Annotated in this window: 18 protein-coding genes; 7 read left to right on the top strand and 11 right to left on the bottom strand. The window is 72.0% G+C overall.

What is annotated here, in order from left to right; translation table 11 throughout:
* Positions 1 to 3: 3 nt before the first annotated feature.
* Positions 4 to 699, bottom strand: coding sequence for an SPFH domain-containing protein (locus ABEA34_RS03415; protein ID WP_345519291.1), 696 nt, complete (start codon positions 697 to 699; stop codon positions 4 to 6).
* Positions 700 to 1,109: 410 nt separating this feature from the next.
* Between ABEA34_RS03415 and ABEA34_RS03420 the strand changes: the two genes are divergently transcribed.
* On the top strand, positions 1,110 to 2,006 hold the full coding sequence (locus ABEA34_RS03420) for a GNAT family N-acetyltransferase (RefSeq protein ID WP_345519293.1): 897 nt from the start codon (positions 1,110 to 1,112) through the stop codon (positions 2,004 to 2,006).
* Here ABEA34_RS03420 and ABEA34_RS03425 read toward each other — a convergent pair.
* The 4 genes from ABEA34_RS03425 to ABEA34_RS03440 form a co-directional block, all read right to left on the bottom strand.
* Positions 1,975 to 2,844 (bottom strand): JmjC domain-containing protein, encoded by an 870-nt coding sequence (locus ABEA34_RS03425; protein ID WP_345519295.1) that lies wholly within the window; start codon positions 2,842 to 2,844, stop codon positions 1,975 to 1,977. The two genes, ABEA34_RS03420 and ABEA34_RS03425, sit on opposite strands and share 32 nt — an antisense overlap.
* 95 nt (positions 2,845 to 2,939) lie before the next feature.
* Complete coding sequence (locus ABEA34_RS03430) at positions 2,940 to 3,857, bottom strand: aminoglycoside phosphotransferase family protein (protein WP_345519297.1); 918 nt, start codon at positions 3,855 to 3,857, stop codon at positions 2,940 to 2,942.
* Entirely contained in the window at positions 3,857 to 5,728 is a 1,872-nt protein-coding gene (gene lepA / locus ABEA34_RS03435; protein ID WP_345519299.1) for a translation elongation factor 4, read from the bottom strand. Before lepA ends, ABEA34_RS03430 begins: the two co-directional genes overlap by 1 nt.
* A 33-nt stretch (positions 5,729 to 5,761) precedes the next feature.
* On the bottom strand, positions 5,762 to 6,394 hold the full coding sequence (locus ABEA34_RS03440) for a TMEM175 family protein (RefSeq protein WP_345519301.1): 633 nt from the start codon (positions 6,392 to 6,394) through the stop codon (positions 5,762 to 5,764).
* Between the two features lie 39 nt (positions 6,395 to 6,433).
* Between ABEA34_RS03440 and ABEA34_RS03445 the strand changes: the two genes are divergently transcribed.
* Both ABEA34_RS03445 and rpsT read left to right on the top strand, forming a co-directional pair.
* Positions 6,434 to 7,399 carry a phosphotransferase gene (locus tag ABEA34_RS03445; RefSeq protein WP_345519303.1) on the top strand — a complete coding sequence of 322 codons (966 nt, stop codon included), beginning with the start codon at positions 6,434 to 6,436 and terminating at the stop codon, positions 7,397 to 7,399.
* 129 nt (positions 7,400 to 7,528) lie between these two features.
* Positions 7,529 to 7,789, top strand: coding sequence for a 30S ribosomal protein S20 (gene rpsT, locus ABEA34_RS03450; protein ID WP_345519307.1), 261 nt, complete (start codon positions 7,529 to 7,531; stop codon positions 7,787 to 7,789).
* A 93-nt stretch (positions 7,790 to 7,882) separates the two neighbouring features.
* On the opposite strand, the gene holA is transcribed toward rpsT, so the two are convergent.
* The 6 genes from holA to ABEA34_RS03480 all read right to left on the bottom strand — a co-directional run bounded on the left by holA (position 7,883) and on the right by ABEA34_RS03480 (position 16,381).
* Complete coding sequence (gene holA / locus ABEA34_RS03455) at positions 7,883 to 8,872, bottom strand: DNA polymerase III subunit delta (protein ID WP_345519309.1); 990 nt, start codon at positions 8,870 to 8,872, stop codon at positions 7,883 to 7,885.
* 44 nt (positions 8,873 to 8,916) lie between these two features.
* Entirely contained in the window at positions 8,917 to 11,199 is a 2,283-nt protein-coding gene (locus ABEA34_RS03460; protein ID WP_345519311.1) for a ComEC/Rec2 family competence protein, read from the bottom strand.
* A gap of 1 nt (position 11,200) precedes the next feature.
* Entirely contained in the window at positions 11,201 to 12,133 is a 933-nt protein-coding gene (locus ABEA34_RS03465) for a ComEA family DNA-binding protein (protein WP_345519313.1), read from the bottom strand.
* 101 nt (positions 12,134 to 12,234) lie between these two features.
* Positions 12,235 to 13,089 (bottom strand): DegV family protein, encoded by an 855-nt coding sequence (locus ABEA34_RS03470; protein ID WP_345519315.1) that lies wholly within the window; start codon positions 13,087 to 13,089, stop codon positions 12,235 to 12,237.
* Positions 13,090 to 13,123: 34 nt separating this feature from the next.
* A complete protein-coding gene (gene leuS, locus ABEA34_RS03475) occupies positions 13,124 to 15,604 on the bottom strand; it encodes a leucine--tRNA ligase (protein WP_345519317.1) in 2,481 nt (826 codons plus the stop codon).
* A gap of 150 nt (positions 15,605 to 15,754) precedes the next feature.
* Positions 15,755 to 16,381 (bottom strand): TetR/AcrR family transcriptional regulator, encoded by a 627-nt coding sequence (locus ABEA34_RS03480; RefSeq protein ID WP_345519319.1) that lies wholly within the window; start codon positions 16,379 to 16,381, stop codon positions 15,755 to 15,757.
* Positions 16,382 to 16,510: 129 nt separating this feature from the next.
* Between ABEA34_RS03480 and ABEA34_RS03485 the strand changes: the two genes are divergently transcribed.
* The 4 genes from ABEA34_RS03485 to ABEA34_RS03500 are packed head-to-tail and all read left to right on the top strand — an operon-like array spanning position 16,511 to position 20,756.
* Positions 16,511 to 17,308 carry an SDR family NAD(P)-dependent oxidoreductase gene (locus ABEA34_RS03485; protein WP_345519321.1) on the top strand — a complete coding sequence of 266 codons (798 nt, stop codon included), beginning with the start codon at positions 16,511 to 16,513 and terminating at the stop codon, positions 17,306 to 17,308.
* 1 nt (position 17,309) lies between these two features.
* A complete protein-coding gene (locus tag ABEA34_RS03490; RefSeq protein WP_345519322.1) occupies positions 17,310 to 18,440 on the top strand; it encodes a DUF5938 domain-containing protein in 1,131 nt (376 codons plus the stop codon).
* A 2-nt stretch (positions 18,441 to 18,442) separates the two neighbouring features.
* The gene (locus ABEA34_RS03495; RefSeq protein WP_345519324.1) at positions 18,443 to 19,990 is read left to right on the top strand and encodes an acyl-CoA synthetase; all 1,548 of its coding nucleotides are present in this window, start codon (positions 18,443 to 18,445) and stop codon (positions 19,988 to 19,990) included.
* On the top strand, positions 19,983 to 20,756 hold the full coding sequence (locus ABEA34_RS03500) for an SDR family NAD(P)-dependent oxidoreductase (RefSeq protein WP_345519326.1): 774 nt from the start codon (positions 19,983 to 19,985) through the stop codon (positions 20,754 to 20,756). The genes ABEA34_RS03495 and ABEA34_RS03500 overlap by 8 nt, the downstream gene beginning before the upstream one ends.
* Positions 20,757 to 20,804 lie beyond the last annotated feature (48 nt).

The raw sequence follows: 20,804 nt of genomic DNA on the forward strand, positions 1-20,804 counted from the left end.
CGCTCACGCCTGGGAGGCGCGGAAGAGCCACCCGAGCGGGCGAGCCTCGGGGTCGTCGTGCCGGGACGGCGGCGCCCCCTCGGCCACCATCGCCTCGGCGTCGAGGGTGGTCTCCGACTCCTCGGGCTCGGGGACCGACCTCGTTGCGGAGGTCCGTGACGGCGTCCGTGACGGGGTCCGGGCGAGCGTCTTCGCGACCGGCTTCCCTGCCGGCCTCTCGACGAGGTCGGCGGGTCCGTCGCGAAGCTCCTCCAGCGAGGACAGCACCTCGGAGACGGCCGTGACGGCGCTCTCCAGGCTCGGGCCGATCCGGCGGAGGCCGCCCTCGGCGGTCTCGAGCAGGTGCTCGGAGCGGGTGCGGATCTCCTCGATCTCGGCGCGGGTCGAGGAGATCACTTCCTCGCGGATGCGAGCGCGCTCCTCCTCGGTGTGCCGCTGCAGGTCCTCGGCCTCGTAGTAGGCGCGCGCCAGGATGCCGTCGGCGCGCTCCTGGGCCTCGGTGGCGAGCTTGGCCGCGGCCTCCATGGCGTCGGCGGTCACCTGGTCGGCGGCGGCGCGGGCTTCAGCGAGCAGCTGGTCCGCCAGCGCCTCGGCCTCGGCGACGATGACATCGGCGTCCTCTGCCGCGGTTCCACGCAGCTTGCTGGCTTCGACGAGGAGCTCCTCGGCGTCGCGTTGGGCACCGAGTCGAGCGCGCATCGCCTGCGCGCGGTCGGTGGCAGTCTCGACCGACGCGTCGCCCGATCGGGGCTTCGCAGTGGTTGTTGACGGGTCCTTGGGCATGCCTGACGTCCCCCTGTGGATGTGCGGGTTGGTTGGCCGACCTGCCCGCGTGGGACCCGAGAAGAGGTCAACGCGTTTCCTAACGGACAACACCTGCCCGGTGTTACGGCCTTCAAACGCTGCGTTTGGCTGAGAGCCGCCGACGCCGTCCCGTGGACCGGGACACTAGTCTAGGAATTGACATGGGTCAGACGAGAGCGAACGCCCCCCGACCCCTCACCGTCGTGATTCAGCCACAGATCGGTCACCACAGGGGCGCGTGGGACTCGATCGGGGCCAACCAGGAGATCTCCTCTGTTTTCCAGAGGTCGTGGTGGCTCGAGCGTGTGAGCAAGAGCACTACCTACCTCCTCGTGCTGGACGGCGATCGGCTGGTCGGCGGCCTCGCCGTGAGTGTCCGACGTCGCTTCGGCGTACGCCGCCTGACGGCGCCCGGGCCGACCGTCCTGTGCCCGGACCACCTGGACCTGATCGCGGAGCCCGGCGCCGAGGCCGAGGTGGCGGCGGCGGTCGGGGCCTGGTTCCGCGGCCCCGGACAGCGGGTCCTCGACCTGCGCGGGGTCGACGACGACTCGCTGATCGCCAGGGCCGTCGGCGTCGCGGCCGCACCGATGGACGTCGCGCCGTACCAGTCCCTGCCCGCTGCCCCGGACACCTACCTGGCCGGGCGCTCGTCCAACTTCCGCCGGAGCGTGCGTCGCGCGACCAGGAGCCTGGCCGCCCTGGGGATCGAGCACCGCCGGGTCGAGGCCGCCGACCTGCCGGGCGCCTTCGACGCCTTCCGCTCGCTGCACGCCGGGCGCGAGGGCCGCGGTCCGCTCGTCGCCGAGCTGCCCACCCTCGAGCGGGCCCTGGTCGCGGGCGTCGCGGCTGGGGAGGCGCGCGTCGACGTGCTGGCGTCCAACGACCAGGTCGTCGCGGTGTGCTTCGCCTTCGTCCTCGGAGGGCGGCTCAGCCTCTACCAGGTCGCCCGATCGCTGGAGCGCGAGCACGACGGCGCCGGCAACGTGCTGCTGGTCGCCGTCATCGAGGACGCCGTGGCCGCGGGGTGTCACGAGGTGGACCTGCTGCGCGGGGGCGAGGGCTACAAGTCCTCGTTCGCCGACGCGACCCGTCCGATCGGGCGGCTCCGCGCCGCACACGGCGGCGTGGCGCGGGTCCTGCTCGCCGGCGAGGACGCCGCCCGCCGGCTCAATGCGAGGCTGAGGTCTCGGGTCCCTTGATCCGGCGCTTGGCGGCGCCGTAGGCGCGCATGAAGACCAGCTTCGCGCGGTCGCGGCCGGGAGCGTCGCCGTACACCTTCGGGGTGATGCCGAGCTTGCGGACCTTCTCGTTGAACGCCTGGACCATCGACTCGTCCGCGTTGTTGCGGTTGAAGAAGGTGATCGTCAACGACAGCGACGTGCTGTCGCCGTTGTTGAGCCAGTGCGGCGTGTACGGCGGGATGTAGGCACCGCGGCCCGGTGCGAGCTCGAACTCGGCGATCTCCTCCGGGAGGGTGTCGAGCCGCCCGAACGACCCGTTCCAGTAGCGGTGGATCTCCCGCTCGCGCTGCTCACGGTCAGCGAACTTCCCGAAGCCCAGGGTGCGGTGCCCCTCGAGCTGGAGCAGGAAGCTGTGCTCGATGTCGAAGTGGGCCGACGTGACGGAGCCGGGCGAGCTCGCGAAGACGAAGCCCATCCGGCGCTTCATGGTGGCCGGGTCGATGCCGGCGTCCGCCGCCATCCCCTCGAGCAGCTGGTCGACGAGCAACCGGTAGGGCTCGGACTGCTCGATGTTGAGCAGGGTGAACCACGAGTCGTTGGCGGCCAGCGACCTGATCTGGTCGGAGACGGAGGCGACGGCGAGCGCGTTGGCGGCGCCCGCGTCGGCGGAGACCAGCGGCTTGGACGCCTTCTCGGCCGAGATCGACGCCGCCCCCAGCTCGTCGCCGAGAAGGGCGATCGACTCCAGCGAGAAGCGAGGGTCGCCGGTCAGCCCGTGAGAGAACGCCGTGGGCGTACGACTCTCCAGAGCGGCGAGAAAGGTGTGATCGACCGTCGGCCACGGCGTGTTGTTCATGAATCCCCCGGTGTCATTGGCGCGTGCCGAGCCACGCCGTACTTAAGTGACACTTCCGTCCGAATCGGTGGTTCAAACCCCGGGGCGCACGGGTCTCAGTCCTGGACGGCTTTGGCGACGGCGATGCACCGGGTCAGGTAGTCGTCGGTGGGCAGCTGCCGCCGGGTGCCGGGCGGGTCCTGGAGCCGCCAGAGGGCGTTGACCATCGTCCGCACCACGACCCAGTCACGGGCGCGCCGCTCGTCGAAGCCGGCGACGTCGACGAGGGTGTGGAAGCGGAGCCGGATCCCGTCGCGGACGCTGCGCGGCGCGTCGGCGAGCTCGTCCCAGCGGTTCCAGAGCATCGGGGCGATCTCGTAGTGCGGGTCGCCGTGGAGCGGCTTCGGGTCGATGGCCAGCCACGGCTCCCGGTCCCCGGCCAGCACGTTGGCGTAGTGCAGGTCGGTGTGGATCATCCGGCCCGGAGCCGACTCGTCGCGGCTCAGCTCGCGGCCGAGCGTGGCTGCCTGCTCGACCAGCCGCCGCGGCAGGGGCGCGTCCCGCGGGAGGGCGTCGAGCTCCGCGGCCCAGCGCTCGGCGTACGACGAGAGCGTGCGGAGCTGCGGCGGTGCCGGCACGTGCAGGCGCCCGTAGAGCCCCCCGACGACCTCGCACGCCTCGACGTCCCACAGGTCGCCGAGGTCCTCGCGGTGCAGCCGCTCGAGCAGCAGCGCGTAGCGGCGCGGGTCGGCCCGGAGCAGCTCCACGGCGCCGCGGCCGTGCCAGTGCTGGAGCGCGAGGTGCTCGTGCTCGGCCTCCTCGTGCGGCCAGCCCACCTTGAGCACCGCCGGTCGTCCCGCGGAAGTGCGGACCGGGACCACGAGGGCGGCGTACCCGTGGGTGGGCTCGCCGTCGACGGTGAGCTGCCACTCCCCCAACAGGTCGCGCACGAGCGCGGGCAGCCGGTCGAGGAACCCCTGCCACTCCGGCCCGCGGGCGGCGTACGCGAGGAAGCCGGGGGGAAGTGCGACCACTACTTCTTGGTCTTCTCCGACGGCTGCGTGGTCGAGAGCGCGGCGATGAAGGCCTCGGGCGGGACCTCGACGGTGCCGATGTTCTTCATCCGCTTCTTGCCGGCCTTCTGCTTCTCGAGCAGCTTGCGCTTGCGAGTGATGTCACCGCCGTAGCACTTGGCGAGCACGTCCTTGCGGATGGCGCGGATGTTCTCGCGGGCGATCACCCGGGCGCCGATCGCGGCCTGGATCGGCACCTCGAACTGCTGGCGCGGGATCAGGTCCTTCAGCTTGCTGGCCATCATCACGCCGTAGGAGTACGCCGCGTCCTTGTGCACGATCGCCGAGAACGCGTCGACGGGCTCGCCCTGGAGCAGGATGTCGACCTTGACCAGGTCGGCGGCCTGCTCGCCGGAGCGTTCGTAGTCGAGCGAGGCGTAGCCCTTGGTGCGCGACTTCAGCTGGTCGAAGAAGTCGAAGACGATCTCGCCCATCGGCAGGACGTAGCGCATCTCCACGCGGTCCTCGGACAGGTAGTCCATGCCCTGGAGGTTGCCCCGCTTGGTCTGGCAGAGCTCCATGATCGTGCCGATGTAGTCGCTCGGCGACAGAATCGTCGCCTTCACGACCGGCTCGCGGACCTCGGCGATCTTGCCCTCGGGGTACTCGCTCGGGTTGGTCACCACCAGCTCAGAGCCGTCGTCCATCAGGACCTCGTAGACCACGTTGGGAGCCGTCGAGATCAGGTCGAGGTTGAACTCGCGCTCGAGCCGGTCGCGGGTGATCTCCATGTGCAGCAGGCCGAGGAAGCCGATCCGGAAGCCGAAGCCGAGCGCGCCGGAGGTCTCGGGCTCGAAGGTCAGCGCGGCGTCGTTGAGCTGCAGCCGCTCGAGGGCGTCGCGCAGCGTCGGGTAGTCGTCGCCGTCGATCGGGTAGAGCCCGGAGTAGACCATCGGGTTGGGGTGCTTGTAGCCGCCCAGGGCGTCGGTGGCGCCGTTGTGCTGGCTGGTCACGGTGTCGCCGACGCGGGACTGGCGGACGTCCTTCACGCCGGTGATCAGGTAGCCGACCTCGCCGACGCCCAGGTCGCCGGCCTTGACCGGCTCGGGGCTGATCACGCCCACCTCGAGCATCTCGTGCACGGCGCCGGTCGACATCATCTTGATCCGGTCGCGGTGGCTGAGCTTGCCGTCGATGACCCGGACGTAGGTGACCACGCCGCGGTAGGTGTCGTAGACCGAGTCGAAGATCAGGGCGCGGGGCGGAGCGTCGGCGTCGCCGACGGGTGCTGGGGTCTGCTTCACGATCTCGTTGAGCAGGCCTTCGACGCCCTCACCGGTCTTGGCGCTGACGCGGAGGACGTCGGCCGGGTCGCAGCCGACCAGGCCGGCGAGCTCCGCGGCGTACTTCTCCGGGTTGGCGCCGGGCAGGTCGATCTTGTTGAGCACCGGGATGATGTGGAGGTCGGCGCCCATCGCGAGGTAGAGGTTGGCCAGCGTCTGGGCCTCGATGCCCTGGGCGGCGTCGACCAGGAGGATGGCGGCCTCGCATGCCTCGAGGGAGCGGGACACCTCGTACGTGAAGTCGACGTGGCCGGGGGTGTCGATCATGTTGAGCACGTAGGTGCCCGGCTCGGCGATCTCGGCGTTGTCGGCCGGGACCGTCCAGGGCATCCGCACGGCCTGGCTCTTGATCGTGATGCCGCGTTCGCGCTCGATGTCCATGCGGTCGAGGTACTGCGCCCGGGCCGCCCGCGCGTCGACGACGCCGGTCAGCCGGAGCATCTGGTCGGCGAGCGTGGACTTGCCGTGGTCGATGTGCGCGATGATGCAGAAGTTGCGGAGGATCGCGGGGTCGGTCTGACCGGGCAGGGGCGCAGCAGCGTTGGGCACAGACGTCTCTCGGGTCACGTTCGGGGGGCGGCCTCATTCTCCCACACGAGTACGGCGCGGGCCGCGTCCGCGCAGGCGCCGCCACCCGTCCGCGACCCGGCCCGCGGCGAGCAGCAGCAGCAAGGGCAGGTAGCTGGTGGCGGGCACGGCGATCGAGATGCCCAGGGCGGCGAGCAGGAGCAGGACGTTGGTGACCCCGTCGACGGGGTCGGCGTCGTCGTGCCCGTCAGTGAGCTCCGGGTGCCGCACCAGGAGGGCCTCCAGCAGCGTGAGCACGGCGGTCGAGACCACCATCGAGCCGATGTAGAGGAGCTTGGTGACCGCGCTGCTGCCCTCCGCCGCGACCAGTGCCGTCGGGAACGGCAGGAAGACGATCGTCAGGACCCAGAGCATCAGCAGCTGGGCGATCCTGCCGTGGTAGCGGAGCACGTGGCGCACCGACCGGTGCTGCACGAACCAGAGCCGGGCGATGACCACGAAGCTGAGCAGGAACGCCCAGATCTGGGTCTGGTGCTCGTCGAGCAGGTCGCCGACGGTGTCGAACTCGCCGAGGTCGGCGGTCAGCTCCACCAGCGGCAGGACCAGCAGCGTGATCGCGATGGCGACGATCGCGTCGATGAAGGTGAGAAAGCGGTCGAGGTCGCGCTCACGATCGTTGTCCGGCACGGTCGAAGCCTAGTGAGGGTCGTGGTGAAGGATTGGCGCATGCCTGACGCACGTCTCCCCACGACCATCCCGCACGGCCGGACCGCACGTCGGCTCGAGTGGCCACACCTGCCGCCGCAGATCCGGGCGCTGATCGACCGGCGCTGCGGCTCACCGGTCGTGGACGCCACCTCGCAGGGGGCGGGCTTCACGCCCGGCTTCGCGTCGGTGCTCACCTGCGCGGACGGATCCAGGCACTTCGTCAAGGCGGCATCGGTGCGGGCCCAGCGGACGTTCGCCGAGGCCTACCGCGAGGAGGCGCGCAAGCTGGCGGCGCTGCCGGCCACCGCGCCCGCGCCGCAGCTGCTGTGGCACATCGCCGACGAGGACTGGGTGGTGCTCGGGATCGAGTACGTCGAGTCGCGCGCGCCGCGTCGGCCGTGGCGGATGACCGACCTGGAGGCGTGCGTGGCGATGACCGAGCGGATGGCCGCCGTGCTCACGCCCGCACCCGCGGGGCTGGCGTCCGACACGTTCGTCGCCGACTACGCCGACCTGCCGGCGTACTGGGAGAAGGTGCGTGCGGACCTGCCCGACCTGCCCGGGATCGCCGAGCACCTCGACGAGGCCGCCGCGCTGGCCGCCCGGTACGCCGAGGTGGTGGTCGGCGACACGCTCGTGCACACCGACGTCCGCGACGACAACCTGATGCTGACGCCGGACGGCCGGGTGCTGCTGTGCGACTGGAACTGGCCGGCGGTCGGGGCCGCCTGGCTGGACACGGTCTTCCTGATGATCGGCCCGCGCGGCGACGGACTGGACGTCGAGGCCGTCCTCGCCGCCTCGCCGATCACCCGCGACGTGCCCGCCGAGTCGATCGACATCGCGATCGCGCTGGTGACCGGGCACTTCCTGATGTCCGCCGCGCAGCCGGTGCCCCCGACGTCGCCGTACATCCGCGACGTGCAGCGGTGGCAGGGCGAGGTCTGCTGGCGGTGGCTGGCCGAGCGCCGGGGTTGGTCCTGAATTGGTGGCAGCCGAGCCCCGCTGCTAGCCTTGTCCGTCGCGTCACGAGTGCCATCACCATGCTCACAGCACCGTGCGCGCAACCCGACGTTAAGACGACCGACCCAACACCGACGCGAAGGCACACCAGTGGCGAACATCAAGTCCCAGATCAAGCGCAACAAGCAGGCCGAGAAGGCGCACGAGCGCAACAAGGCGGTGAAGACGGGCCTCAAGTCCGCCGTCCGCAAGTTCCGCGAGGCCGCCGAGGCCGGCGACAAGGACGTGGCCGTCAAGGCCGGCCAGGACGCCGCCCGCAAGCTCGACAAGGCCGCCTCCAAGGGCGTCATCCACAAGAACCAGGCCGCGAACCGCAAGTCCGCGATCGCCAAGAAGGCCGCTTCGCTCTGATCCACCCCGCCGCCTGATGTCAGGCGGCACGTCGGTCGTTCGCTGACCCGTCAGATCCTCGATCTGGCGGGTCAGTGCCGTTTGCGCGCCGTCTCAGCGCGGGTCGCGGAGCGCGGTGACGCTGAGCACCAGGCGCTCGAGGGTGTAGGACGCGTCGCTCGCGGCCCCCTTGATGTCGGCGTCGGCGCGGGCGATGGCCTGGATGGCGCGGGCGATCCCGCCGTCGGACCAGCCGCGGGACTGGTCACGGATGGTGCGCAGCTTCCAGGGCGGCACGCCGACCTCGCGGGCCAGGTCCGCGTCGCGCATGCCGCGGGGCGCCGACTTGTAGCGCGCCACCCCGCGGGCGCCGCCCGCGAACGCGGAGGTGACCAGCACCGCCGCCGTACCCCCGTCGAGCGCCCAGCGGAGCTCCTCGAGCGCCTCCGTGCGACGCCCCCAGAAGGCCGCGTCGGCGACGGCGAAGGACTTGGCCTCGGCCCGCCCACCGAAGTACTGCTTGACCTTGTCGGACGTGATCGGCTGGCCCGCGAAGTCGCTGGTCAGCTGGTCGGCCGCGGCCGCGAGGGAGCGCAGGTCCTGGCCGACGGCCTGGACGAGGAAGTCGGCGGCGTCGGGGTCGATCGTGGCGCCGTGGCCGCGGACCTCGGCCGACACGAAGCTCGGGTACTCCGATGCTCGCAGCTCGCCCGACTTGGACTCGGTGACGGTGGCCAGCTTGCGCAGCTTGGTGAGGGTGCCGCTCCCCTTCGGTCCGCCACCGTGGACCAGCACGAGGGCGACCTCGTCGGCCGGAGCCGCCGCGTAGGCGAGCAGGCCGTCGACCGACTCCTCCGGGAGGTTCTCCAGGCCCCGGACCACGACACAGCGGATGCTCGAGAAGAGGGACGGAGCGGCCAGCTCGCCGAGGGTGGCCAGCGACAGGTCGGATCCCACGGTCTCGGCGAACTCCGACTCGGCGTCGTAGTGCCGGATGCTGTCGCGGACGGCCACGACCGTGCGCTCGTTGAGGAACTCCTCCTTGCCGGTCACCAGGGTGACCCGACCGAGGACGTCTGCAGCGCGGGGCGAGGAACTGGACATTGCACGTAGCGTCCCACAGCCCACGGACGTCGCAGCGTCGGGCGTCAGCGCGTCACCGTCGCCAGTTCCCCGTCGTCGGAGACGACCGCGAGGTCGCCCTCCAGGTCGGTGCGCAGCACTCGGGTGCCGGCGTCCTCGAGCGGCTCCAGGGTCGCGTCGGCGGGGTGCCCGTAGTCGTTGTCGGCACCCACGCTGACCAGCGCGACGCGGGCGCCGAGGGAGAGCAGCCACGGCTCGTCCTGGTAGCGGCTGCCGTGGTGCGGCACCTTGAGGACGTCGACCTGCAGACCCGGCAGCGACCGGGCCAGCGCCTCCTGGCCCTCGGGCTCGATGTCGCCGGTGAGCAGGATCCGGATCCCGCCCACCTCGGCGAGCAGCACCACGCTGGCCTCGTTGGCGGTGCTGCCGTCGCCCGGGCCGGTCGTCGGCGCACCCGGAGGCGGCCACAGCGCCTGGAGGGTCACGGCGCCCACGCGGCGGGTCGCGCCGTACGGCGTCGGGGCCGGTGTCAGGCCGGCCGACCCGGCGACGGACTCGACCTCGCGCACGCCTCCCGGCGGGTCGCGCAGGGTGGTGGTCTCCACCGCGCCGACCGTCCGGCCGTCGACCACCCCGGACAAGCCATCGACGTGGTCGGCGTGGAAGTGGGTCAGCACCACCAGCGGCACCGTGTCGACGCCCAGGCGGTCGAGGCACCGATCGGCGGCGGCCGGCTCCGGGCCGCTGTCGACCACGACGGCCGCACCCGGCCCGGCGTTGAGGACCAGGGCATCCCCCTGCCCGACGTCACAGGCGACCAGCACCCAGCCGGGCGGCGGCCAGCCCGGGCTCGGCGGCCGGACGACCACCACGAGCGCGAGCAGCAGGCAGCACCCGACTCCCGTCACCGGGTGCCGCAGCACGAACGGTCCCGCCAGCGCGATCACCACGACCAGGACGCTGAGCACGCCCAGCGCGAGCGCGCCGCTCCCCCAGTCCAGCGCCGCCGTCGGCAGCGCGGCGCCACGGGTGGCGACCGCGATGATCCACGCCACGCACCACGCGGCGAGCGTCCCGAGCAGGCGGCCCGCCACCGGCACCACCAGCCCGACCAGGCCGGCGCCGAGTCCCAGCACGGTGGCCGGACCGACCGCGAGCGCCGCGGCGAGGTTGGCCGCCACCGCGACCAGGCTCACCTGGCCCGACAGCCCGGCGACGACCGGCGTACAGGCAAGCTGGGCCGCCGACGGGACGGCGATCGCCTCGGCCACCCACCGGGGCAGCCACCGCATCATCGCGTCGCGCCAGCCCGGGGCGAGCAACACGATCCCCGCCGTCGCCAAGACCGAGAGCGCGAAGCCCGGCTGCACGGCCAGCCCGGGCTGCACCAGCAGCAGGACCACGACGGCCACGCCGAGCGCTCGCGCGCCGCGGCGACGCCCGTCGGCACCCATCGCCAGCAGCGCCACCGTCCCCATCACCGCCGCCCGCAGCACGCTCGGCTCGGTGCGCGCGAGCAGGACGAACCCGACGATGCCCAGCGCGCCCACGACCAGCAGCGCCCGGCCGCGCAGGCCCGCCCAGCGGGCCAGCACGAGCAGGAACCCCACCACCAGCGTGAGGTTGGTGCCCGACACCGCCAGCAGGTGCGTCAGCCCCGTGATCCGGAAGTCATCGGCCAGTCCGTCGTCCAGGCCCGCGTCGTCCCCGTCGACGAGCGCCGGCACCAGCGCGCGCTGGTCCGCCGGGCGGTGCGCCACGGCGTCCCGTATCGATCCGCGCACGGCGGCGGCTCCGCGCCACCAGAGGTCGGGCTCGGCGACGACCTCGGGCGGACCGCGCGCGGACAGGACTCCGGCGAGGTCGTCGTCGTCGGCTCGGCCGAGACGACCGGCGGCCTCCACCCGCGAGCCCAGCGGCACGTCGAGCCAGTCGGCGTCGCCGATCACGAGCACCGGCGCCGCGGTGGCGTACGACGCGCCGCGGCCGGTCACCGCGCGCAGCTCGAGGCGGGTCACGACCAGGTCGCCGTAGCGGCCGGACACCTCCCGCGGATCGGACCGGACCGTGCCGACCACCCGCACGGCGGCGCCGTCAGCGGCCAGCGCGGCGACCGGGCCGTGTCCCACCTGGTCGACGCGGAGCACGGTGACGGTGCCGACCGCGGCGACGACGAGAAGCGCCCCGAACGCAGTGCGGGCCGCCGTGCTGCCCATCCGCCGCCGCAGCGCCCACAGGCCGACGACGGCGACACCCACGGCGAGGACCACCCACCAGCCGAGCCAGCGACCCAGCCCGGCACCGGCCCACGCCGCCCCCGCGAGGGCGAGCATCCGGAGGTCGATCACCTCAGATCGTCACGTGCGGAGCGATCTGGGCGAGCGTGGCGTCGCCGATGCCGTCGACCTCCACCAGCTCGTCGACCGAGGTGAAGCCGCCGTGCTCGGTGCGCCACGCGACGATCGACTGCGCGGTCACCGGCCCGACCTCGGGCAACGACTCGAGCTCGGACTCGGTCGCGGTGTTGAGGTTGACCAGTGGGCCGCCCGGCGCCCCGGCCCCGGCCGCAGCGGCAGCGCTCCCGGTCGGTGCCGGAGGTCCACCCACCACGATCTGCTCGCCGTCCACCAGCACCCGGGCCAGATTGAGCGACCCGAGGTCGACCCCGCGTCGCGCCCCACCGGCGGACCTCACGGCGTCGACCACCCGCGCCCCGGTGTCGAGCACGACGATGCCGGGACGGCGCACCTTCCCGGTCACGTCGACCGTCACCGTGCCCGCGGCGACCGCGCTCGGGGCGCCGGTGCTCGCGGCGGCCGGCGTGGCCTCGGCGAGCGGCGTCGCCGCGCCCGACGGGCTCGTCGCGGGGGGCGCCTCGATCTGCTCCGGGTCACCCCGGACCAGCCACCACCCGGTCACGGCGAGCCCGACCGCCACCAGGACCGCGACCACGACCAGCTGGGTCGGGCCGAGCGCCACCCGCCCCCGCAGCGCCTCCGGCACCAGGCCCGTCGGAGTGCGGGCGCGACGGGCCGCGTGCCGCCCCGGCACCGGCAGCACCGGCGGGGCCGGGCCGGGCGGCAGGTGGGAGCCGAGATCGGGAGAGGGATCGGGCACCGCGCGCAGCGGCCGCACCCGAGTGTGCCCCGCCAGCCACGGCTCGTCGGCGGCGGCCGGCTCCGGTGGCTCGTCCGGACGGGTCGACGCGAGCTCGGCGGTCAGCAGGTCCAACCGCCGGGCAACTGCTTCCTGGTGGCCGGCACGAGGTCGGAGAGAGGTCATGCCGCGACGCTAGGCAGCGTCACCGACCGTCGGCGTCCGCAGGAGGAGTGCCTGTGCACAACGGCTCCAGGGACGACGCTGTGGACAGATAGCGGGCTGGGTCAGAGCCGCGGGGCGACGCAGACCGCGATCATGCCGGGCCCGACGTGCGCACCCAGGACGGCGCCCAGCTCGCCGCACCAGACCTCGCGCCCCTCGAGGTTGGCCTCGAGGCGGGCCGCGAGCCTGTCGGTGAGCTGGCCGGCCCGGTCGGGGCTGGCGAGGTGCGCCACGCAGACGTCGACCGCGTCCTCCCCGGCCCGCTGCACGGCGAGCTCCTCCAGCCGCGCCAGCGCCCGTGCCGAGGTGCGCACGCGCTCGAGCGACGCGACCTTGCCGTCCTCGATCTGGAGCAGCGGCTTCACGGCGAGCGCGCCGCCGAGCAGGGCTGCGGCGGCGCCGATCCGGCCACCGCGGCGGAGGTACTCCAACGTGTCCACGTAGAACAGCGACGACGACGCCTCCGCCCGAGCACGCGCCGCCTTGGCTGCGTCCTCCGCGGAGCCGCCGGCGTCGGCGACGTCCGCCGCCGCGAGCGCGGCGTACCCCGTCGCGACGCCCACCTGCCGGGTGTCGACGGGGACCACCGGCACCGAGGAGTCCCGCGCGGCGAGCTGCGCCGACTCGAAGGTGCCGCTCATGTCACCGGACAGGTGCACCGACACGATCTCGGTGGCACCGTCGCGCGCGGCCTGCTCGTAGACCTCCAGCAGCGCCGCCGGCCCCGGGCGCGACGTGCTGACCGGTCGCCACTCCTTGAGAGCGGCGGCCACGAGGTCGGGCGTCGCGCCGTCCGCACCCTCGTCGTACACGGTCGCCCCGATCACGACCTGCAGCGGGACGACCAGGATGCCGCGCTCGGCCGCCAGCTCCGGAGGGAGGCTGGCGGTCGAGTCGGTGACGATCACGACCGGCATGCGGGAAGGCTAGACGAACGACCTAGCCGACGAGCTAGACGACCACGTTGACGAGCTTGGGCGCGCGCACGATCACCTTGCGCACCTCACGTCCGTCGATCGCGCGTACGACGTCGGCGTGGGCCAGCGCCAGCTTCTCCAGGTCGGCCTCGGAGATGTCCGGCGCCACGTCCAGGCGCGCCCGGACCTTGCCCTGGATCTGGACGACGGCGACGACCGACTCCTCGACCAGCAGCGCCGGGTCGACCACGGGCCAGCCGGCGCGGGCGACGGTGGGCTCGTGGCCCAGCCGCTCCCACATCTCCTCGGCCGTGTACGGCGCCACCAGCGACAGCAGGATCGCCACCGCCTCGGTGGCCTCGCGCACGGCCGGGTCCTCGGGACCGCACCCGGAGTCGATGGCCTTGCGGGTCGCGTTGACCAGCTCCATGACCTTGGCGATCATCACGTTGAAGCGGTACGCCTCGACCAGCTCGGCCGCGTCGTGCACCGTGCGAGCGGTGATCCGCCGCAGCGCGACGTCGCCGCCCTCCGGCGACGCGCCGACGGGCGACGTGACGTCGCCCGACAGCCGCCAGGCGCGCTGGATGAACCGCAGCGAGCCGGCCGGCGACATGTCGGCCCAGTCGATGTCGTCCTCCGGCGGACCGGCGAAGACCAGGGTCAGGCGGACGGCGTCCACTCCGAACTCCGCAAGTTGGTCCCCCAGACTGACGCCATTGCCCAGCGACTTGCTCATCTTCTTGCCGCGGTTGATGACGAAGCCCTGGTTGAGCTGGGCGGCGAACGGCTCGCCCACCTCCAGCATCCCCATGTCGCGCAGCACCTTGGTGAAGAAGCGCGCGTACAGCAGGTGCAGCACCGCGTGCTCGACGCCGCCGACGTAGATGTCGGCGGCCATCCACGCGTTGGCCTTGGCCACGTCGAAGGGGCCCTCGGTGTAGCCGGGCGAGCAGTAGCGCAGGAAGTACCACGACGAGTCGACGAAGGTGTCCATCGTGTCGCTGTCGCGCTTGGCCGGGCCGCCGCACGTGGGGCACTCGACGTCGACCCAGTTGGAGGCGGCCGCCAGCGGCGAGACGCCCTTCGGCTTCAGGTCGGCGCCGCGCAGCTCGGGCAGCTCCAGCGGCAGCTGGTCGTACGGCACGGCGACCTCGCCGTCCGTCTCGCAGTGGATGATCGGGATCGGCACGCCCCAGTAGCGCTGCCGGCTCAGCAGCCAGTCGCGCAGCCGGAAGTTGACCGCGCCCTTGCCGGTGCCCTGCTGCTCCAGGAAGTCGATCGTCGCCCGCTTGGCCTCCGCGACGGACAGCCCGTTGATGTCCAGGGGTGCGTCGACGCCGTCGGCCGGCGAGTTGATCGCAGGGCCCTCCCCGTGGAAGGCCTCGCCGTCGAAGCCCTCGGGGGTCTGGGTGGTCCGGATGATCTCCAGGCCCATGACCGTGGCGAACTCCCAGTCGCGCTGGTCGCCGCCGGGCACGCCCATGACGGCGCCGGTGCCGTAGTCGGCCAGCACGTAGTCGGTCGCCCAGACCGGGATCTGCGCGCCGGTCACCGGGTTGGTCGCGGTGACGCCCAGGTCGACGCCGGTCTTGGGGCGGTCGGCCGACAGCCGCTCGATCTCCGTCTCCTTGCGGATCTCCTCGCGGTAGGCCTCGAAGGCCTCGCGCTGCCCCTCGGTCACCAGCTCGGCGGCCAGCGGCGAGTCGACCGCGACGACCAGGAACGTGGTGCCGAAGATCGTGTCCGGCCGCGTCGTGTAGACGGTGACCGGCTCGTCGCGACCCTCGATGGCGAACGACACGTGTGCACCCTCGGAGCGCCCGATCCAGTTGCGCTGCGCGGCGACGACCCGGGCCGGCCAGGTGGCCTCCAGGTTGTCCAACTCGTCCAGCAGCTCCTGGGCGTACTCGGTGATCTTGAAGTACCACTGGGTCAGCTCGCGCTTCGTGACCTCGTGGCCGCAGCGCTCGCACCTGCCGTCGACGACCTGCTCGTTGGCCAGCACGGTCTGGTCGTTGGGGCACCAGTTGACCGGGCTGTTCTTGCGGTAGGCCAGCCCGCGCTCGCGGAACTTCAGGAACAGCCACTGCGTCCAGCGGTAGTACTCCGGGTCGGAGGTGTGCAGCCGGCGCGACCAGTCGAACGAGATGCCGTAGCGCCTGAACGACTCGTACTGCGTCTCGATGTTGGCGTAGGTGTAGGTCGCCGGGTGCTCGTTGTTGCGGATCGCGGCGTTCTCCGCGGGCAGGCCGAAGGAGTCCCAGCCCATCGGGTTCAGGACCTCGTAGCCCCGCTGCCACCAGTAGCGCGCGATCACGTCGTGCAGGGCGGTCACCTCGGCGTGACCCATGTGCAGGTCGCCGCTCGGGTAGGGGAACATCGTCAGCGCGTACTTCTTCTCGCGCGGTGAGTCGTCGTCGGCGCGGAAGGGCTCCATCCGGTCCCAGACCGGCAGCCACTTGTCCTGGGTGGCGCGTACGTCGTACGTCGCGGCCTCGTCGTGCTCGCTCATCTCGTCTCTCTCCACGTTCGTCGGGATCCTGCCAGCCGGCCCGGGGCACAAAAAAACCCCTCGGGCGTGAGGGGTGGCCGCACTGAGAAGGTGATCAGTGCGGCTGGCTAAGGAGCAGGGTCCTGCGCATGCACCCAGGGTACCCGAATGTCAGGCGGCGGCGGGCGTCACCATGAGCGGCATCAGCTCGTGGACCTGGGCGGCCATCGCGTCGACCGCGGCCGCGTCGCCGGTCAGGTGGCCGAGCAGCGCCTGCTGGAAGAGCCCGTCGAGGACGCCGTACGCCGCGTGCGGGGTCATCGCCGGCGGCCGGCCGCAGAGGTCGGCGTACTTGCTGACCACCCGCCAGATCATGTCCTCGAGCGTCTGGTCGATCATCAGCACGGCCTCGCGGAGCTTGACCTCGAACATGCTCTGCGTCCGCAGGTCGTACCAGAGGCGGTGCATCGGCGCCTCCTCGCGGAGGGTCTCGACCAGCTTGGCGGCGAACGCGTCGAGCAGCTCCTCGGGCGTGGTCGAGTCGTCGACCACGGCGTCGTAGCGGGTCACGCAGCGGGCCTTGTAGTAGCGCACGCAGTAGACGATCAGCTCGAGCTTGTCGGCGAAGTAGTAGTGCACGACGCCGTGGGTGAACTCGGAGTTGTTGGCGATCTCCCGCAGGCTCGTGCGGGCGTAGCCGAGCTCGCCGAGGGTCTGCAGGGCCGACTCCGCGAGCTGGTTGCGGCGCTCGTCGTACTTGTCCGCCGGGGCGCGCCGCGCCTGCTTGGTGCCTGCCATCGGTCGCCTCCTCGGCGGTCACTGTAGCGGGATCGAATTCTCTTGACGAATGTCCAGCAAAGTCTTGACAGTCGTCAAGGGTTGCCGCCTACGTTGTGACGACCACCACTTCGTCGCGAGGAGACCTCCATGTCCCAGCTCGATCTCACCGGCCGCACGGCCCTCGTCACCGGGGGCGCCCAGGGCCTCGGCGAAGGCATGGCGCGCGCCCTGGCCGCGGCCGGCGCGCGCGTCGTCGTCGCCGACCTGCAGGACGACCTCGGCGAGAAGGTCGCCGACTCGCTCGAGGGCGACGGTCACGGGTTCGTGCACCTCGACGTCACCGACGAGGGCAGCTGGGAGAACGCCGTGACGGCGACCGCCTCCGGCTTCGGCGGCCTCGACGTCCTGGTCAACAACGCCGGCGTCGAGATCAGCAGCCTGATCGTGGACGTGGACCCGAAGGACATCCGCACGATGCTCGAGGTCAACGTCCTCGGCACCGCGCTCGGCCTCAAGTGGGGCCTGCGCGCGATGCGGCCCGACGGCGTCGCCGGCAAGGGCGGCAGCATCATCAACATCTCGTCGGTCGCCGCGACGATCGCCTTCCCGGGCATCCCGATCTACTCGGCCACCAAGTCGGCCGTCGACCGGATGACCCGCGTCGCGGCGATGGAGGCCGGCAAGCTCGGGTACGGCGTCCGCGTCAACTGCATCTACCCCGGCCTGGTCCCCACCGCGATGGGCCAGGGCCTCGCGGTCGACATGGCCGAGCTGGGGCTCTTCGGCTCACCCGAGGAGGCCGTCGGCGCGGTCATCGAGCTGACCCCGTCCGGACGCCTCGGCGAGGTCGCCGACATGGCGGACGCCGTGGTCTTCCTGGCCTCCGACAACGCCCGCTTCGTCAACGGCGTCGGCCTCCCGGTCGACGGCGGGATGGGGATGTGACATGACCAGCGACAAGCCCGTCGTCGTCTACGGCGCCTCCGGCTACACCGGCCGGCTGATCTGCGAGTACCTCCGCGAGTACCACGTCCCCTTCGTCGCCGCCGGTCGTGACGGCGGGCGGCTGAAGAGCTCGATGGAGTCCAACGTCGCCGGCATCGAGACCGCCGACTACGAGGTCGTCGAGTGCGACGGCAGCCCCGAGTCCCTGGCCGGCCTGCTCGACGGCGCGTCCGTCGTCCTCAACACCGTCGGACCGTTCAGCCAGCTCGGCCCGGCTGTCGTCGAGGCCGCCCTCGCCGCCGGCGTCCACTACACCGACACCACCGGCGAGCAGGACTGGCTGATCACCTGCGACGAGCAGTACGGCGCCGACTTCGCCGCCGCCGGCCTGCTGCTGGCGCCCGGCATCGCCCAGATGTACACGACCGGTGAGATCGCGGCCGAGGTCGCGCTCGAGAAGCCCGGCCTCGACACCCTGGACATCGCCGTCTTCTGGGGCGGCAGCCCGACCGTCGCCTCGACGCTGACCATCCTGGTCAACGCCGCACTGGCCGGCGCGTACTACCTCGAGCAGAACCAGTACGCCCCCTGGGACCCCGAGGCCGGCCTCTACCAGCTCGCCATCCCGGGCCAGCACGAGCTCGCGCTCGCCCTGCCGTGGGGCGGCACGTCCCACCCGGTCTGGTACCGACGCGACCCCCGGGTCGCCACCTGCAAGGTGCTCGGCGGCGTCTTCAACAAGGCGCTGATGACCGGCGTCCCGCAGATCGTCGCCGCGGCCGTCGAGGCGACCAAGGACATGGCGCCCGACGAGAAGTACGCCGCCCTCACGGCCACCGCCTCGCAGGTGATGAGCCAGATGCCGCCGCGGGAGAACCCGCGCGTCAACAAGTCGCTCGACTCCGTGCACGCCTCCGGACCGCTGGGCCGCGCGCACGTGGTCATCCACGGCAACCAGAACTACAAGCAGACCGGCGCGCTGCAGGCCTACGCGGCGTACTCGCTGCTCCAGCAGCCGCCCAAGCGGGTCGGGTTCGCCTCGGGGTGCCAGGCCTTCGGCCACCGCGAGCTGCTCGGCGTTTTGCGCAGCTTCGGGCTGGTCTCCGAGCCGGTGCTGACGGTCGAGGGCTGAGGGTGCGACTCGCCGACTACCTCGACAAGGGCGCGTCCCTCGGACCGGACGCGCCCTGCCTGACGACCGATGGGGAGACGCGGACGTACGCCGAGGTGCAGCACCTCAGCGGGCAGATCGCCGCGGCGCTCGTCGGGCACGGCGTACGACCCGGCGACAAGGTCGCGATCCTGTCGGCCAACGACCCGCTGGCGTTCACCTGCGTCTTCGGCATCAGCCGAGCGGGCGCGGTGTGGTGCCCGATCAACCCGCGCAACGAGGCCGGCGAGAACCAGGAGCTCCTGGAGCTCTTCGAGTGCGTCACGTTGTTCTTCCAGGAGCGGTTCGCCCCGCTCGTCCAGCAGATCCGCGGTGACCTTCCCCAGCTCACCACGCTGGTCTGCCTCGACGGTGTCGTGCCCGACGCGCTGTCGTGGGAGGACTTCGTGACCGGCCATGTCGTCGTCGACGTTCCCCCCATCGACACTCCCCCCATGCACGACCTGGCCATGATCGTCGGCACCGGGGGCACGACCGGCCGGCCCAAGGGGGTGATGCTGACCGGCACCAACCTGGAGACGATGACGGCCATCACCCTGATGAGCTACCCGTTCGAGGGTCGGCCGGTCTACCTCGCGCTCGCGCCGCTCACCCACGCGGCCGGCGTGCTGTGCTTCCCGGTGCTGGCGCTCGGCGGCGAGATCGTGGTGATGCGCTCACCCGACGTCGGGCACTTCCTCGAGCTGGTCGAGCGGCACCGCGTCACCCACACGTTCCTGCCGCCCACGCTCATCTACATGGTGCTCGCGCACGAGGCGCTCGACGCCGCGGACCTCTCGTCGCTGCAGTGCTTCTGGTACGGCGCCGCGCCGATGTCGGCGACCCGCCTCGCGGAGGCGCTGGAGCGGATCGGGCCCGTGATGGGCCAGCTCTTCGGGCAGACCGAGGCGCCGATGATGATCTCGACGCTGCCACCCCGCGACCACTTCCACGAGGACGGAAGCATCGCCCACGAGCGGCTGTCATCAGCGGGGCGACCAGCTCCGCTGGTGACGGTCTCCATCATGGGCGACGAGGGCGCCCTGCTCCCCCGGGGCGAGCGCGGGGAGATCGTCGTGCGCAGCTCGCTCGTCATGGCCGGCTACCACCGCAACCCCGAGGCCACCGCCGAGGCGTCGGCGTACGGCTGGCACCACACGGGCGACATCGGCTACCTCGACGAGGACAACTACCTGCACATCGTCGACCGGGCCAAGGACATGGTCATCACCGGCGGGTTCAACGTCTACTCGACCGAGGTCGAGCAGGCGCTGATGGCGCACCCCGACGTCCAGGACTGCGCGGTGATCGGACTGCCCGACGACAAGTGGGGCGAGCGGGTGACCGCAGTGCTGCAGCTGCGCCCCGGCGCGAGCATCGACCCGGTCGAGGTCACGAGCTTCGTGAAGGCCCGCATCGGCAGCGTCAAGGCGCCCAAGCAGATCGAGGTCTGGGCCGACCTCCCGCGCTCGAAGGTGGGGAAGGTGCTGAAGTCGGACATCCGGGCGTCGCTACATTCTCCCCATGACTGACACCCGCACCGTCCCGGACCTCTTCAGCCTCGACGGCAAGGTGGCCGTCGTGACCGGCGCCTCCAGCGGCCTCGGCGTCGCGTTCGCCCAGGGCCTGGCGGAGGCCGGCGCCGACCTGGTCCTCGGCGCCCGTCGCGTCGACCGTCTCGCCGACACCGCCGCGCTCGTCGAGGCGGCCGGACGCCGCGCCCTCACCGTCCAGACCGACGTCGCCGACCCCGACTCCTGCAGCAACCTGGTGGCGCTCGCGATGGAGGAGTTCGGCCGCGTCGACATCCTCGTCAACAACGCCGGCATCGGTACGGCGGCGCCGGCGACCCGCGAGGCGCCCGACGACTTCCGCCGGGTGATCGACGTCAACCTCAACGGCTGCTACTGGATGGCACAGGCCTGCGGCCGGGTGATGCAGCCGGGCTCGAGCATCATCAACATCAGCTCGGTGCTGGGCATCACGACCGCGGGGCTCCCCCAGGCGGCGTACGCCTCCTCCAAGGCCGGGCTGATCGGGATGACCCGTGACCTCGCCCAGCAGTGGACCGGACGCAAGGGCATCCGCGTCAACGCGCTCGCCCCGGGCTTCTTCGCCTCGGAGATGACCGACGAGCTGCCGCCCGGCTACCTCGAGACCCAGGCCCACCGGATCCCCGCCGGCCGTCAGGGCGACCCCGTCGAGCTGGCCGCCACGGCGGTCTTCCTCGCCTCGGACGCCGCCAGCTACATCACCGGTCAGACGCTGGCCGTCGACGGCGGCTTCACGATCACCTGACGACCCGCACATGACGCTGGCCCGCCCGATGATCTCGGGCGGGCCAGC

Source organism: Nocardioides conyzicola, from assembly GCF_039543825.1.
In the GTDB taxonomy this organism is placed as follows: Bacteria; Actinomycetota; Actinomycetes; order Propionibacteriales; family Nocardioidaceae; genus Nocardioides; species Nocardioides conyzicola.

What these genes read in the sequence shown, in the direction of transcription:
- ABEA34_RS03470 (WP_345519315.1), bottom strand. Translation starts at nt 13,089, where the DNA reads ATGCCGGTCGTGATCGTCACCGACTCGACCGCCAGCCTCCCTCCGGAG.
- ABEA34_RS03415 (WP_345519291.1), bottom strand. Translation starts at nt 699, where the DNA reads ATGCGCGCTCGACTCGGTGCCCAACGCGACGCCGAGGAGCTCCTCGTC.
- leuS (WP_345519317.1), bottom strand. Translation starts at nt 15,604, where the DNA reads ATGAGCGAGCACGACGAGGCCGCGACGTACGACGTACGCGCCACCCAG.
- ABEA34_RS03445 (WP_345519303.1), top strand. Translation starts at nt 6,434, where the DNA reads ATGCCTGACGCACGTCTCCCCACGACCATCCCGCACGGCCGGACCGCA.
- ABEA34_RS03465 (WP_345519313.1), bottom strand. Translation starts at nt 12,133, where the DNA reads ATGACCTCTCTCCGACCTCGTGCCGGCCACCAGGAAGCAGTTGCCCGG.
- ABEA34_RS03425 (WP_345519295.1), bottom strand. Translation starts at nt 2,844, where the DNA reads ATGAACAACACGCCGTGGCCGACGGTCGATCACACCTTTCTCGCCGCT.
- holA (WP_345519309.1), bottom strand. Translation starts at nt 8,872, where the DNA reads ATGTCCAGTTCCTCGCCCCGCGCTGCAGACGTCCTCGGTCGGGTCACC.
- ABEA34_RS03490 (WP_345519322.1), top strand. Translation starts at nt 17,310, where the DNA reads ATGACCAGCGACAAGCCCGTCGTCGTCTACGGCGCCTCCGGCTACACC.
- ABEA34_RS03480 (WP_345519319.1), bottom strand. Translation starts at nt 16,381, where the DNA reads ATGGCAGGCACCAAGCAGGCGCGGCGCGCCCCGGCGGACAAGTACGAC.
- ABEA34_RS03485 (WP_345519321.1), top strand. Translation starts at nt 16,511, where the DNA reads ATGTCCCAGCTCGATCTCACCGGCCGCACGGCCCTCGTCACCGGGGGC.
- ABEA34_RS03500 (WP_345519326.1), top strand. Translation starts at nt 19,983, where the DNA reads ATGACTGACACCCGCACCGTCCCGGACCTCTTCAGCCTCGACGGCAAG.